The following is a 14,511-nucleotide window of genomic DNA, read 5'->3' on the forward strand; positions in this document are numbered from 1 at the left end:
TACTTCAGGGTTGCTTAGCTTTTCCGCCTTATTTCCGGGGTCGGGCGGAGGCGAGAGCGACTGTGACGATAATGACTGTCCTGCGAAAAATCATCGGCGCCGCCGTAGCGGTAGCGGCGGTGGTACCTTTCGCATTTCTGATCATGGTCATAGCAGACGTCGTGGCGCCTAGGCGACAGACCGCCGACCTGCAGACCACTATCTTCGCCTGCATCATCCTGATCCACATGATAGCATTTGCCATTTGGGCCGCGTGGATCATGCTGCGCCCCCAAGATACCGAGGCGATGCGAAGGCGGGAGGCATGGCGAACGGCCGAGGGGAAAGCGTTCAACCGGCAATGGTACGCGCTGCCTGTACTTACGCTGATGTTGCCCATCGCAACCGCCATAACAGTGCTGGGCGTTTTCGCGTGGGTCTCTGGGGTGACCCTGATATTCGCGGGAGACTTCAAATTGGGCAGCGGCATGATCGGCTTCGCGATTTGCGCCATCTTGCCGAGCTCTGTGTTGATGAAACAATTTACCCAACAGCTCCGGGGATGGGGCTCGCCGCTTGCCATTGTGGGCTCCAACGGTATCGGATTCCCAAGACAGCAGCCGGACTACTTGCGGTGGGATGACATCACCTCCATAAGCGTTTCCAGTTCCAGCAGGGGCATCAACCTCGTACTGGAACTGGCCGATCCCAGGCGCTTCTTTCCGGAAGAACCACGTCCATGGGGACCATGGTTTCGGCGCAAGGCTGTCATTCTTTCAATAGACGGCCCCGGCCTTCCACTAGCGGATGCCGCGCAGCAGGCTTACGACGCATGGCACGCCCGCGCCGCCAACGCTGACCTGCAAGCATCCGGCTGACAGAACGCCTTCACTTCATAAAATCGAGGGCCCGGACGATCCCGCCCAGGCCCTGCGAATATCGGGTGAATTCAGGAAATCAGGGGCACTTGGCGAACTTGCCCTTGTTCGGGCCGGCCGTGTAGCGGCACTTGCCGTCCTTGCCCTTGGTCACGCCGGTGGTCGTGGCCTTCGCGGTGGTCGCCGGACACTTGATGAATTTGCCGTGCGAATCCCGGCAGGAACTGGCCGCCAAAACGGGTGTCGCAGCGAGCATTCCCGCTGCGGCGGCTATCGCGATCATCTGGCGAATCATGGTTGCTCTCCTTCGATGCGCACCCACGCCGCCTCTGGTGCGCCTCCGGAGCTTTCGTGTCGATGAACTTCCGCTTCAGAACCGTCGGGACACGCCGAGGTAGACTTCCAGATCGTCGGCATCCCGGTCGAGCCCGGCATTGGCGCCCAGGTCGAACTGCATGTTGTCGCGCGGCTGCCAGGCAAGCGACAGGCCGGACAGATGCTGCACATTGTGCCCTGCAGGGTCATGATCGGCCAGCACCTGATATTCCGCGCTGGCCGAAAGCTTGTCGTTGAACGCAAACGAGGCGCCCACCGTCTCCGCCACGGCGAAATGGCGGCCATGGCCGTCTTCATCGACGGCCGCGTCCACTTCGGTGGTGCTGGCAAGGCTCCAGCGGTCGGACAGCTCGTAGGACATTGGCACCAGCGCGCCCGTGCCCCAGTCGCCCGCGCCAAGCGGATCGGTGCCCACCGGCAGCGAGACATAGGGCATCACCGCGATGGAAAAGCCCGATCCGTCCGGATTGGCCAGATTGCGGCGCAGCGCCAGCGTGACGTCGCCGGTGCCGGTCTGGTGCTGAATCGCCCCGGTCAGCTTGTCCCGCGTGCGGGCGAAGCCCACCATCGACCAGCCCACCTGCACTTCGGCATGATCGGCAACGCCGTAGCGCAGCAGCGCGTCGCCCACCGTGAACGTGTCTGTCCGCTGGGTATCGTCCTTGTTCAGCGTCCAGTCGCCCAAGCCCATTTCCAGCGAGAACTGCCCGGGTGACATCGTGCAGGCCGGCGTACCGATGCCGGGGCGATCCGGGCAGTAGTCGCGATCTTGCGCCCATGCCGCCGTGGGCAGGAGGGCAATGCTGAACAGGGCGATGGCAGGGAAACGCATGAACTAAACCTCATGACGGACTGCACGGAAATCCGCGAGGCCGGGCTGAGTTCCTTTATAGGATCACTTGCCCCCTCCCTGGCCCGGCGTTGCCGGCAGAACCGGAATTTCCCAGGACTGCCCGGCATCGAGCGTGCGGAACCGGTCCGCCGCCAAGCTCTGCCGCGCTGCGGCGGCGGCAAGGCGTTTCGGCGCATCGTCCACCGCCTCCTCGCCCAGTTCGAAAGTGCCCCAGTGCACGCCCAGCGCCCAGCCGGGATGGAGGATGCCAAACGCCGTCACCGCGCCATCGGGATCGATGTGGTTGCCGGTTTTCTGTTCGGTCAGCTTGTAAGGCGCAATGGGCAGGATCGCGAGGCGGATCGGGCGATCGTCCTGTTCGGCCTGATGGGCCCATATCATCTGTCCGTCGCCCGTGTCCCCCGCATAGTAGAGATCGCCGCCCGACGGTAAAGTGACACGGAAACCGCACCACAGCGCGCGGTCCCGATCGTCATACCAGCGCGCGCTCCAGTGGTGGGCGCGGGTGATCTCCACATCGATACCGGGACGGAATGCGAAGGACTGGCCCCAGTCCCCCGCCGTGGACTTGATATCGTGATCGGCCAGCACGGTGTCGTTGCCCAGCCCGGTGACGATCATCGGGTGATCGCGGCTGTAGATCTTCTTCAACGCCGTTACATCGAGATGGTCGTAGTGGTTGTGGCTGATCAGCACCAGGTCGATCTTCGGCAGGTCCCGCAGCTTCACGCCCGGCTTGCGCACCCGGACCGGCCCGGCGAACTGCACGGGGGAATCGCGGTGGGCCCAGACCGGGTCGATCAGGATGTTGATCCCTTGCGTCTGCACCAGCGTCGTCGCGTGGCCGATCCAGGTGACGACCATCTGCGCTCCATCGATGCGGCGCGCAGGAACGGTCTGCTCTACCGGAACGGAGGCGGGCCAGGTGTGATGGCCGCCCCTGCCCTCGGCGATGCGCAGGAACGTGCCCGGCCCGTCGCGCTGGGCGCCGCCGCTGCCGTCCTCTCCTTCCGGATTGAAGAAGTGCGCGCCGTCGAAGTGATCGCTTTTCGGCCCGTGGTAGTAGATCCGGGATTGCGGCGTGCGGTTGCGATCAAGGCAGCCGGACAGGATCAGCGGCGGCGCCAGCAGGGCCAATGCCAGAACGGCCCGCTTCATCGGAAAGTGTACTCCACGCCGATGGCCCCGCTCCACTGGTTCGCGCTGCCGACATCGGCAACGATAGGCGATCGCGCATAGACGCCCAGCAGGCGCTGATAGCCGCCAGTCACGAACAGGCCCATGCCGTGCAGCAGGTTGCCCGAAATCGAATGCACCGCCATCATGCTGAGATTCCAGTCCTTCCAGCCGGCCCTGTCCGCCTTGTCGTAGACCGGAAGGCCGCTGGCAAGACTGCCGGCCTGATCCACCGAGTAGTAATAGTTGCCGAACCCCGCCCCCACGTAATCGGCCGAGGCGGAGAGCGAAACGAAGGCATGTTCGGAAAGCGGCGTGTCGTAATCGATCTCCGGGCTGGCGATGTAGCTGGAATGGGCGCCCGCCACGTCATGTTGGTAGGACAGGCTGACCGACAGGGTATCGTAAGGGCTCGTGATTACCCCCGTCCGCTGCAGGCCCAGCGATCCGCCCAGTTCCACGGCCTTGTCCAGCCGGCCCAGCGCGCGCACGGCAACGTCGCCCACCTTGTTCGACCGATCCAGCCGCAGCGCCGCCAGCGGACCGGCTTCCAGTTTCCACCCCGGCTTGCCGCTGGAGGGGATGGCATCGACGTAGATCGCGGTGCCCTGCGTGTTGAAGCTGATGCCGGAAACCTGCCCCTGGATCGCTGCGGTCGGCACGATGGTGGAGGTGTCCGAACCGATGTAGGTCGGTGTCGCCGCCACACCGACGCCCACAGAAATGCGGTCTCCGCCGATCTTCAGATCGTCCGGCTTGCCCGATACGTCCTGCGCCTGCGCAGGCACGGCAAGCAGAGCGCCGAGGGCAATTCCCGCGAGCAAGATCCGCGTTCCGGCGCGCACCGGCCGGGCTGGTTTCGTCGATTTCAAGGCTGTTCCTTCCTTGCCCCGCCAGGCAAAGGTGTGGCGATAGGCGATGACGGCAGACCATCCCTGCCGCCGAATGGAGCGATCGGGTATCGGGTATCGGCTGCCCGCCCCTACCAGCCGCCGTCCGTGGAATTGTCATCCCACGAACCGTCGTCGGCGATCCCGAAATCGCTTCCGCCCATATCCTGATTGGTGCCCGTAAAGCCCGCGCCGAAGCTGCTGTCGGCTGGTCTTCCCTCCCGGCGTTCGCCGCCACCGAACATCCGGTCGATCACTTCCTCACCCGCCGCGAAGCCCGCACCCATGGCGGCCCCGCTGGCCAGATTGCCCAGCAGGCCGGATCCCATGCCGCCTGTATTCATGCCGCCCGCATTCATCCCTCCCGCCCACGGGCTCGGCGCCACCGTCTGCAGCGCCGGGGCGGATCGCCGACGAAACAACAGGAATGCCGCGAAGGCGAGCGCCGCCAGAACCGCGATCGACCCCCATGGCACATGCCGGGGCATTGCGGCCGCCTTCATGTCCACCGGCTGGGCCGGTGCCAAAGAAGGCCCCAGCGAGAGCTGCCGGTTCAGTTCCGCCACCGAATAGACGTCCGCAAAGGGCAGGCCCGGCGAAATCTGCTCCGCCTTGGCAAGTTCGCCGCGGCCCTGCGCCATCCTGCTTTCGCGGGCGTAGAGCTCCGCCTCCACGTAATGGGCCTTGGCGCTGTTCGGGTGGTCCTTCAGCACCCGGTTCATCATGGTCAGCGCCTGATCGACGTGACCGCCGGCGGCAAGGGCGTGGATCTGCTCGATGTTGGGATCGGCGCCCGCCGTATCGGCATCCTGAACGGCGGCAGACGCGGCAGTGGGGGCAAGCGCCAGAAGGGACAGGGCGGCAATCAGGGAACGAACTTCGCGCATGGCGGTCTCGGCATGGTCAGCTGCGTGGCACGGGCGGCCGGGATGGGGCCGCTGCGGCAACAACGGCCGGGGATCGGCCGCTGCCTACGCTGCTGCGCCCCGGAACATTGCCCGAAGATCGCCGCATTCTGAAGAATCCGTAATTTGCAGTCGCAATGCCTATGTCAGCGAAAAAGGCGGCCGCGCATCGACCGGCCAATCGTCACTGCAAGGCCCGCATGACCATCGCGCCAAGGCTTTCGAGCTGCACCGCATCGGCTCCGCCGCGCGCGGCCAGCCGGATGCCGCCGAAACTGGCGACAAGGTACGCCGCCGCCGCTTCGGGATCGACGGTGCCGGCCAGATCGCCTTCGATTTGCGCCTGCCGGATCTGCGAGACGATGGCCGCGCGCAGGGCCCGGTCGGCTGCCGCGTTGATGGCGTTGATGTCCCGGTTGGAACAGCCGAATTCCGCAATGGAACCGACGCCAAGGCAGGCCACCTCCGCCTCGCGCACCACCCGCGCCACCATTGCCGCAATGCCGTCCACCGCCCTTGGCCCGGTTTGCAGAGCGGTGCGATGCGCCAGTCCTTCGGCCAGGACGTAGCGGCGCAGCACCTGCTGGTAGAGCTGCCACTTGTCGCCGAAGGTATCGTAGAGGCTCTGCCGCCCGATCCCCATGGCCGAAACCAGCATCTGCGCGGATGTCCCTTCGTAACCATGCTCCCGAAACCCCGCGATGGCCGCATCCAGCGCGGCGTCCAGATCGAATGTTCTGGGTCTTGCCATCAGGACCGCATAAAGGTAATGGAACGGTCATTCAATAATTCAAACGAGCGATTCGAAACGATGTGATCCGCCCCTGACCGCAACGCTGCAGCCGCCACGCTGCCTTCTGCCTTGCCTTCAGGGAATCCTTGCCTCGTGTCTTCCGTTTCCTCGCACGCGCTTTCCGTGACCGATGTCTCCTGGTCCACGCCCGACGGCCACACCGTCCTTTCGCACCTTTCCGTCGATTTCGCGCGCGAACGCGCCGGGATCGTCGGCCGCAACGGCGTGGGCAAGTCCACGCTGCTGCGCCTGCTGTCCGGCGCGCTGGAGCCGGAGCGCGGGCGGATCGTCCGCGCCGGCACCGTGGGCACCATGCGCCAGATCGTGCAGGTCTCGCCCACCGAAACCATTGCCGACCTGATGGATGTGGCCCCCGCGCTTGCCGTGCTGAAGCGCGCCGAGGCCGGCTCCGCCACCCTGGACGAGCTTGCCGATGCCGACTGGACGCTGGAGGCCCGCATGGCGGAAGCGCTGGCGCAAGTGGGGCTGGACATGGCACCGGACACGCGCCTCGTCACGCTTTCCGGCGGCCAGCGCACCCGCGTCGCGCTGGCGGGCGCGGTCTTCGCGCAGCCCGATTTCCTGCTGCTGGACGAACCCACCAACGATCTCGACCGCGAAGGCCGCCGCGCCGTGCGGGATCTGCTGGCCGGCTGGCGCGCCGGCGCCGTGGTCGTCAGCCATGACCGCGAACTGTTGGAAGCGATGGACGCCATCGTCGAAATGACCACGCTGGGCACGTCCCGCTATGGCGGCAACTGGAGCGCCTATCGTGCCCGCAAAGCCGTGGAACTCGCCGCTGCCGAGGCTGACCTTGCCGTGGCGGAACGGCGCATCGGTGAAGTCCGCCGCAAGGCGCAAGTGGCGGTGGAACGCCAGCAGCGCCGCGATGCTGCCGGCAGTCGCAAGGCCGCAAAAGGCGACATGCCGCGCATCCTCATCGGCACGCGCCGGGATCGCGCCGAGAAATCCGGCGGAGAAAATGCCCGCCTTGCCGATCGGCTGGAAGCCGACGCCGCGCAGGCGCTGGATGCGGCCAAGGGCAAGGTCGAACGGCTGGAAACGCTTTCGGTCTCGCTCGCCTCCACCGGACTGCCCGCCGAACGGCAAGTGGTGAAAGCGCGCGATCTCCATTTCGGCCATGCGCCGGAGGCACCGCTGCTGCGGGGGCTGACCTTCACGCTCACCGGGCCGGAGCGCTTGGCGATCACCGGCCCGAACGGCACCGGCAAATCCACCCTGCTGGCGCTGATTGCCGGACGCCTGACGCCGTGGTCGGGCACGACGGAGGCGCTGGTGCCTTTCGCCTTTCTCGACCAGCGCCTGTCCCTGCTCGATCCAGCCGAAACCATCGAACAGAACTTTGCCCGGCTGAACCCCTACTCCCGTTCGGGCATGGACGAAAACGCCCGCCGCGCCGCGCTGGCCCGTTTCCAGTTCCGCGCGGCGGCGGCGGATCGGATGGTCGGCACGCTGTCCGGCGGCCAGACCCTGCGCGCGGCGCTTGCATGCGTGCTGGGGGGGACACGGCCCCCGCCCCTGCTGATGCTGGACGAGCCGACCAATCACCTCGATCTCGACTCCATCGCCGCGGTCGAAGCGGGCCTGCACGCCTATGACGGGGCGCTGCTGGTCGTCAGCCACGACGAAGCGTTTCTGGACGCGATCGGCATCACCCGGCGCCTGCCGCTATAGTACAGTGCCGGACTAGCCGGTCGGGAAGCCCGATGTCCGCTCTCCCCGACCGGCCGGCAGGCCCGTCAGAGGCCTGACACCGTATCGCGACCAAGGCTCGCGGCCGGGTCCACGCGCAAGTTGTTCTGCACGTGGCGCACGCCGGAAACGTGGTCGGCGATGTCTTCGGCGCGGCGCTTATCCTCACGGGAGTGGACCAGCCCGTCCAGCGTCACTTCCGCGTCGTTTACCGAAACCCGGACATGGCTGGCGTCCAGTTGCCAGTCGCGGGTCAGATCGTCGTTCACATCCTCGCGAATGCGGTCGTCCGACCGGGTGTAGTCGCTCGGCCCTCTGCCGCGATGGTCCTGCCGGTGGTCCTCCTCACGCCGGTGGGCGGCCTCGTGATCGCCGAACCAACTGGCGATTTCGTCGCCGGCGCGCCGCAGGAATCCCCGCCGTTCGCCATATTCGCGCCAATCGCCATAGTCGTCGCGGCGGAAGCTGAACGTCGGGCGGTAACTGTTGCTGGGGTGCATTCCCCCGCCGTACATGCCGCGCGGTGCCGAAAAATCGCGGCCACCGTAATCCTCACTGGTGAAGTCGGCGAAGCTGTTGCCGCCCGAAGCGTCGAAATTGTGCGTCGGGTAGAGCGGCTCTCGCCCCTCCTGCCGGCGTTCCGCCTCTTCAGCCTCCCGCTGGCGAGCGGCGGCGCGGGCCTCTTCCTCAGGATCGCGAAAGCCGCCGGCCTGGCGGCCCGTGTCATCCTGCCACTGGCCGGGTTGGCGGGGCAGGTCCCAGCGTCCTTCGGCGCTGCCGCCCGGTTGACCGTTGCGAGGGTCTGAATCGCGTCTGTTCATCGCTGCTCTCCTCGAATTGCGGCGCAGCGGAACGGGCCGCTCAGGCAGCCCAACAGTCGCTGCATCGTGCTCCAATTGGGAAACGCCGCAGAGGGCGAATCTTTCCTGCAAAAGGGCGCCTCTGGAGAAATTTCCTGGCGCCGCTCGTCGCCCGTTGATCCCGCTCGAACGAGCAAAAAATGGCCGCGCGAGCAATGGCTTCGCAGGATCGCAGTGCTATAGTGCGGCAGACGGCCACCCCCCGGCCGTTTTCCGCAAGGACGCTGATTCATGGCAGACACGACAGACGAAGCGATTCCGGCTGGTCAGACTGTCGAGGGCGTGGGCGATTATTCCGGCCCCGCCGGCGGATGGGGTGCGCTGGGCGCCGTCGCCCGCGCTGTGCGGGAACAGATGAAAGCCAGCACCCACACCCGCGCGCTGCTGGAAATGAACCAGCCCGACGGGTTCGACTGCCCCGGCTGCGCCTGGCCCGATCCCAAGCACACGTCCTCGTTCGAATTTTGCGAGAACGGCGCCAAGGCGGTCACTTGGGAAGCCACCGTCAGGCGGGTAGATCCGGATTTCTTCGCCCGCCACACGGTATCCGAACTGTGGCAGTGGAGCGATCATCAGCTGGAAGATGCCGGCCGCCTCACCCACCCGCTGCGCTACGACGCCGAAAGCGATCACTTCGTGCCGGTGACGTGGGACGAAGCGTTCTCGCGCGCCGGCGCAGCCATGCGCGCGCTCGCCCATCCGGACGAGGCGGAATTCTACTGCTCCGGCCGCGCCTCCAACGAATCCGCCTTCCTCTATCAGCTTTTCGCGCGTGAGTTCGGGACGAACAACTTCCCCGACTGTTCGAACATGTGTCACGAGGCGACCAGCGTAGGCCTGCCCAAGTCCATCGGCGTCGGCAAGGGCACGGTGACGCTGGAAGATTTCGACCATGCCGATGCGATCTTCTGCATCGGCCACAACCCGGGCACCAATCACCCGCGAATGCTGTCCACGCTCGCCGCAGCCTCCAAGCGCGGGGTTCCGATCGTGGTCGCCAATCCGATGCGCGAACGCGGTCTGGAACGGTTCAAGTCGCCCCAGCACCCCACGGAAATGCTGCGCCCGGGCCATGCCACTCCGCTCGCCTCGGCCTATCATCAGGTGAAGATCGGCGGCGATCTGGCCATGCTGAAGGGCATGATGAAGCTGGTGATCGCGGCCGATGCGCTGGACCATGCCTTCATCGCCGAACATACCGAGGGGCTGGAAACACTGCTAGCCGATCTGGACGCCACCTCGTGGGAATGGATCGAGGCATCCTCCGGCCTTGCCCGCGATGCCATAGAGGAAATGGCCGGTGTGTACATGCGCGCAGAGCGCGTGATCGTCTGCTACGGCATGGGCATCACCCAGCACCGCCACGGCACCCAGAACGTGCAGGCCATCGCCAACCTGTTGCTGCTGCGCGGCCATTTCGGGCGGCAGGGCGCCGGCATCTGTCCGCTGCGCGGACACAGCAATGTGCAGGGCGACCGCACCGTGGGGATCACCGAAATTCCCGCCGAAGCCATGCTCCAGCGGCTGGATGCCGCTTTCGGCATCGATAGCCCGCGCAAACACGGGCACAATGCGGTGGAAGCACTGCAGGCCATGCATGCCGGCCAATCGAAAGCGCTGATCTCGCTGGGCGGCAACCTTGCCGTCGCCATGCCCGATCCGGAAACCTGCTTTGCCGCCGTGCGGGGGCTGGACCTTTCGGTCAGCATTCTCACCAAGTTCAACCGCACCTGCCTGCTCACCGCGAAAGAGACGCTGGTCCTGCCTTGCCTCGGCCGCACCGAACTGGATCTTCAGAACGACCGCCCGCAATGGGTGACGGTGGAGGATAGCATGTCGATGGTGCACGCCTCACGCGGGAAGCTGCCCGCGCCGGGGCCGGAAGTGCGCTCCGAACTGGCCATCGTCGCCGGGCTGGCAAAAGCGACGATGCCGGCCAGCAAGGTCGATTGGGACGCGCTGGTCGCCGACTACGATCGCATTCGCGACAAGATAGAGGCGGTCTATCCCGATTTCCGCGATTTCAACCGGCGCGTGCGCGAACCCGGCGGATTCCGCCTGACCATCGCGCCGGACAAGCGCCAGTGGAACACGCCCAGCGGCAAGGCGCAGTTCCTTGCGGCGCCGCATGTCGATGAGCGCGGGGCCGCCCGGCTGCTGCTAACCACCATCCGCAGTCACGACCAGTACAACACTACGATCTACACGCTGGACGATCGCTACCGCGGCGTGACCGGACGGCGAGACGTGATCTTCGCCAATGCGGTGGACCTGTCGCAAATGGGCCTTGCCCATGGCGACGTGGTGGACGTGGAATCTGCTAGTGGCTCGGTGCTGCGCGGCTTCACGATCATCGCCCACGCCATCGCGCGCGGATCGCTGGCGGCCTATTATCCGGAGGCGAACTGCCTCGTCCCGCTCTCCGATCACGACCCCGCCAGCGGGACGCCGGCCTACAAATCGATCCCGGTGACGCTTCGCGCGGCGGCCTGAACGCCGCCGCGCCTTGCGGCATTCCCTGTCACATCTGGGGGACGCTTCTGCGAAATCAGGCCGAAACCGGCTCTCCGCGAACCAGCGGGGCGTGCCGGTCGACCAATATGGCGCTCGCCTCGTTCAGCCCTAAAAGCTCTACGGCAATGCCATGGCGGCGCAGCTTGGCCACCACATCTTCCAGCGCGCCGACGGCGGTAATGTCCCACAAGTGCGCATTGGTCAGATCGATCTGCACGCGGCGGGCGCTGTCTGAAAGGTCGAAACGATCGGCAAAAATGTCTGCGCTGGCGAAGAATATCTGCCCGGAAACCCTGTAGATGCGCGTGTCGCTGACGGCATCGTAGCTGGCCGAGACGTCCATCATCCGCGTAACCTTGAACGCGAAGAACACCCCGCTCAGCAGCACGCCCACGACCACGCCGGCAGCAAGATCGTGCGTGGCGACCGTGACCACCACGGTTGCCAGCATCACCGCACCGGAAACCTTGGGATGGCGGCCCAGATCGCGCAGCGAACCCCATGAGAACGTGCTGACCGAAACCATGACCATGATCGCCACCAACGCCGCCACCGGCACTTGCGCGACCCATGATCGCAGCGGCACCAGCACCACCAGCAGGAACACCCCGGCCGCCATCGTCGACAGCCGCCCGCGCCCGCCATAACGGACGTTGCCCACGGTCTGCCCGATCATCCCGCATCCGGCGATGCCCCCGAACAGGCCCGCCGCGATGTTGGCAAGGCCAAGCCCAGTGCATTCGCGCGCCTTGGAACTGGTCGTCTCGGTCAAGTCATCGACGACGCTGGCGGTCATCATCGATTCCAGCAAGCCGACCGCCGCGATCGCCAGCGAATAGGGGGCGATCACCTGCAGGGTTGCCCAATCCAGCGGCACGACCGGCAGCGCGAAGGATGGCAGCGAAGATGGCAGCTTCCCCAAATCCGATACCGTGTGGAGCGGCATCGGGAATGCCATGGCGATGCCGGTCAGCACGACGATGCAGATCAGCGGAGACGGGATCGCTTTGGTGATGCGCGGGGCCAGATAGATGATCGCCAGACCCAGCGCGATCATGGCGTAAGTATGCCAGGTAACGCCCAGTATTTGCGGCACTTGCGCGGAAAATATCATAATCGCCAGAGCATTGACGAAGCCCGTTCGCACCGACCGCGAAACGAAGCGCAGCAGAACGTCCAGCCGCAGCAGGCCGAACACGACCTGCAGCAATCCACCCAATACCGTGGCGGCGAGCAGATATTGCAGCCCGTGCGCATGAACCAGCGCGCCCACGACCAGCGCCACCGATCCCGCCGCGCCCGAGATCATCGCCGGGCGGCCGCCGGTAACGGCGATGACGATGCCGATCACGAACGAAGCGAAGAGGCCAACCTGGGGATCGACGCCGGCGACGAAGGAGAAGGCAATGACTTCCGGGATCAGCGCGAAGGTCGCCACCAGGCCGGCAAGAAGGTCGCGCAGGGCAGCGCCGGGGCCGCCGAACCACTCGGCGCGATAGCGAGCGAAAGAAGGTGCATTCATGAGTCAGGAAGGTCCGCGAAAATCGCAAGGCGGCCGCGGGCGGCGCGGTATGGCATCAAGGCTTGCGAAGTGCGTTGTCCGGCGGATCGGCGGCCGGAATAGCCACCCGGAATTTCACCGGGTCCTTGCGAATGGCCTTCCCTTAGCCCCTGAATTGGCCGGATTGCAAGCCGGTGCCATCTCCAGCGCGCCGGATTTCGCGCGGAGAAGCCCCGAACGCGGCACGTGCGAAGCGGGACATCACGGACTGTTCGGCAAAGCCCAGCTTCTCCGAAATCCGGGAAAAACGCATGTCCGTCCGCCGCAGGTAATAGAGCATGAAATCGCGGCGAACTTCGTCCTTGATCTCCTGAAAGGCGCAGTTTTCCTCGTGCAACCGGCGATGCAAGGTGCGGGGATGAAGGCCCAGTTCGCGGGCCACATCCTCGTTCGCGCAGTTCCCCGTCCACAGCAGTTGCATGATCACGCCGCGCACCTGGGCGTGAAACGGCGGGCGCTTGCGATCGAAATGCTGGTTCACGTGGCGAACCACCTCGCCCAGCGCGTCGGCATCGGCCGCGACGATGGGTTGCGCCAGATCGTCCAGCGTGAAGACCACGCCGTCCTCATTCTGGCAGAAATGGACGTCGCAGCCGAAGTGTCGCCGATAGGTGGCGCGCGGCGACTGCGCCTCGTGCCGGAAGTGAACGCGGCGAACCCGCGCCCTGCCCCCGGTCAGACCGACCGCGCCCAAATGTCCGGCCAGCAGCGCCTGCTCGATCGCCTGGCTGCGATTGGGCAAGTCCTCTCCCAGCAGTTCGTGCCCCATGAAAACGTGCGCACCCGATGCCGATCGCCCCATCCAGACGCGCACCGCCAGGCTATGCGCGGCATTGTGGGTAGCTACGTATTTCAGCGCATCACCCAAAGTCCGCGAATTGCGCATTACCGCGCCCAGCGGTCCGAACACATCGGAATCGCCCTGTTGGCGGGCCAGCAGCAGGCCGAAATCCGGCTTGCCCAGCACCACCGCCGCGCGTTCGAGCAAGGCCACCCACTGATGACAGGTCGCCGCGCCTACCCGGTCGCAAGCGGCTGCATCCAGCCCCACGCCGGCCAGCAGCGGCGCAGGATCTGCGCCCAGGCTGCGAACCAGCCTGGGAAAATGCCGCAGCAGCCGCGCCTGTAGCGGTTCGGAGGCCGGCTCGTTAACCGCCATACCCCTCGGCCCGGTTCCAGGAGGCGTCGCCCGCCGACCACAGCGGGCTTCCGCGCGTTTCCCGCAGGGAGGGGATCGTGCGGCCGTCCTTGTCGGTCACGCCATATTCCGCGGCGAGTTCGGCATTGATGAAGGTGCCGCCAGACCGCGCCTTGACCGCCGGATCCATGGCCAGCGCGGCGATGATCCGGCCGGGAAACTCGGGCGAGGATCCGGCCGCACTGTTGAGTTGGGCGGCCATGCCGGGAACTGCCTTCAGGTTCTCCGTCGCCCGCTCCGTATATGTGAACCCCTGCCAGAGCGAGACGGCGCTCACGCCGGTATCGCGCAGTTCATGCCCCATGTCGCGCATCATCCGGTCGGTCGCGGTCTTGGTGGTGCCGAACACGACGTCGTAAGTGTAGGTCACGCCCACATAGCCGGACAGCGCGGCGATCAGGCCCGAACCCTGCGGCACCATGATCCGTGCCGCGTGCCAGGCGGCGATATAGGCGGCGCGCATCCCGGTATCCCAGATTTCCCATTCGCTGAACGGCTTTTCCCAGAAACCGTCGCGCCGTGTCATCGCATCGGGAATGGCCATGGCGTTGTTGACCAGCAGGTCGAGCCGCCCCTCGTCACGGCGCACCTGTTCGAACAGCGCCGCGATCTGCGCGTCATCCTTCAGGTCGAGTGCCACGGCCATGCCTCGGCCACCACGAGCGTTCACCTCCGCCACCGTTTCGGCCAGCGTGCCAGGTAGAGGGTGCTGGCCCGCGCCGGTGGTCCGGCCGGTGACGTAGACGGTCGCCCCATGCTCTGCGAGCGCGCAGGCGATGCCCTTGCCGATGCCGCGCGTGGCGCCGGTGACGACTGCAACCTTGCCCAAGAGGCCATCCGAAAGGCGCGTCATCT

Annotated in this window: 13 protein-coding genes and 1 other annotated feature; of the genes, 3 read left to right on the forward strand and 10 right to left on the reverse strand. The window is 65.8% G+C overall.

Features of this window, described 5'->3' with window-relative positions; genetic code table 11:
* The first annotated feature begins 62 nt into the window (after positions 1-62).
* A complete protein-coding gene (locus ACZ1JV_RS06815) occupies positions 63-857 on the forward strand; it encodes a hypothetical protein (protein ID WP_465148917.1) in 795 nt (264 codons plus the stop codon).
* Positions 858-936: 79 nt separating this feature from the next.
* Here ACZ1JV_RS06815 and ACZ1JV_RS06820 read toward each other — a convergent pair whose 3' ends face one another.
* The 6 genes from ACZ1JV_RS06820 to ACZ1JV_RS06845 all read right to left on the reverse strand — a co-directional run bounded on the left by ACZ1JV_RS06820 (position 937) and on the right by ACZ1JV_RS06845 (position 5,768).
* Entirely contained in the window at positions 937-1,152 is a 216-nt protein-coding gene (locus ACZ1JV_RS06820; protein ID WP_465148918.1) for a hypothetical protein, read from the reverse strand.
* Between the two features lie 75 nt (positions 1,153-1,227).
* Positions 1,228-2,025, reverse strand: coding sequence for a transporter (locus tag ACZ1JV_RS06825; RefSeq protein ID WP_465148919.1), 798 nt, complete (start codon positions 2,023-2,025; stop codon positions 1,228-1,230).
* A 63-nt stretch (positions 2,026-2,088) separates the two neighbouring features.
* Positions 2,089-3,204 carry an MBL fold metallo-hydrolase gene (locus ACZ1JV_RS06830; RefSeq protein WP_465148920.1) on the reverse strand — a complete coding sequence of 372 codons (1,116 nt, stop codon included), beginning with the start codon at positions 3,202-3,204 and terminating at the stop codon, positions 2,089-2,091.
* Positions 3,201-4,094 carry a MipA/OmpV family protein gene (locus ACZ1JV_RS06835; RefSeq protein ID WP_465148921.1) on the reverse strand — a complete coding sequence of 298 codons (894 nt, stop codon included), beginning with the start codon at positions 4,092-4,094 and terminating at the stop codon, positions 3,201-3,203. The genes ACZ1JV_RS06830 and ACZ1JV_RS06835 overlap by 4 nt, the downstream gene beginning before the upstream one ends.
* Positions 4,095-4,204: 110 nt before the next feature.
* A complete protein-coding gene (locus tag ACZ1JV_RS06840; protein WP_465148922.1) occupies positions 4,205-4,999 on the reverse strand; it encodes a tetratricopeptide repeat protein in 795 nt (264 codons plus the stop codon).
* A 202-nt stretch (positions 5,000-5,201) separates the two neighbouring features.
* A complete protein-coding gene (locus ACZ1JV_RS06845; protein WP_465148923.1) occupies positions 5,202-5,768 on the reverse strand; it encodes a TetR/AcrR family transcriptional regulator in 567 nt (188 codons plus the stop codon).
* Positions 5,769-5,903: 135 nt separating this feature from the next.
* Between ACZ1JV_RS06845 and ACZ1JV_RS06850 the strand changes: the two genes are divergently transcribed.
* Positions 5,904-7,505, forward strand: coding sequence for an ABC-F family ATP-binding cassette domain-containing protein (locus tag ACZ1JV_RS06850; RefSeq protein WP_465148924.1), 1,602 nt, complete (start codon positions 5,904-5,906; stop codon positions 7,503-7,505).
* Positions 7,506-7,570: 65 nt separating this feature from the next.
* Here ACZ1JV_RS06850 and ACZ1JV_RS06855 read toward each other — a convergent pair whose 3' ends face one another.
* Positions 7,571-8,344 carry a BON domain-containing protein gene (locus ACZ1JV_RS06855; protein WP_465148925.1) on the reverse strand — a complete coding sequence of 258 codons (774 nt, stop codon included), beginning with the start codon at positions 8,342-8,344 and terminating at the stop codon, positions 7,571-7,573.
* Positions 8,345-8,614: 270 nt separating this feature from the next.
* On the opposite strand from ACZ1JV_RS06855, the gene ACZ1JV_RS06860 reads away from it, so the two are divergent.
* Positions 8,615-10,876, forward strand: a complete 2,262-nt coding sequence (locus tag ACZ1JV_RS06860; protein ID WP_465148926.1) for an FdhF/YdeP family oxidoreductase — start codon at positions 8,615-8,617, stop codon at positions 10,874-10,876.
* Between the two features lie 55 nt (positions 10,877-10,931).
* Here ACZ1JV_RS06860 and ACZ1JV_RS06865 read toward each other — a convergent pair whose 3' ends face one another.
* From ACZ1JV_RS06865 to ACZ1JV_RS06875, 3 genes are all read right to left on the reverse strand, one after another.
* Entirely contained in the window at positions 10,932-12,419 is a 1,488-nt protein-coding gene (locus ACZ1JV_RS06865) for a SulP family inorganic anion transporter (protein ID WP_465148927.1), read from the reverse strand.
* 72 nt (positions 12,420-12,491) lie between these two features.
* Positions 12,492-12,547 (reverse strand) — a sequence feature (sul1 is cis-regulatory element that is thought to sense ions involved in sulfur or methionine metabolism; They are found in Alphaproteobacteria).
* Positions 12,548-12,561: 14 nt separating this feature from the next.
* On the reverse strand, positions 12,562-13,617 hold the full coding sequence (locus ACZ1JV_RS06870; protein ID WP_465148928.1) for an AraC family transcriptional regulator: 1,056 nt from the start codon (positions 13,615-13,617) through the stop codon (positions 12,562-12,564).
* A complete protein-coding gene (locus tag ACZ1JV_RS06875; RefSeq protein WP_465148929.1) occupies positions 13,607-14,509 on the reverse strand; it encodes an SDR family NAD(P)-dependent oxidoreductase in 903 nt (300 codons plus the stop codon). Before ACZ1JV_RS06875 ends, ACZ1JV_RS06870 begins: the two co-directional genes overlap by 11 nt.
* Between the last annotated feature and the right edge of the window lie 2 nt (positions 14,510-14,511).

This window comes from Novosphingobium sp. BL-S-19 (genome assembly GCF_055521675.1).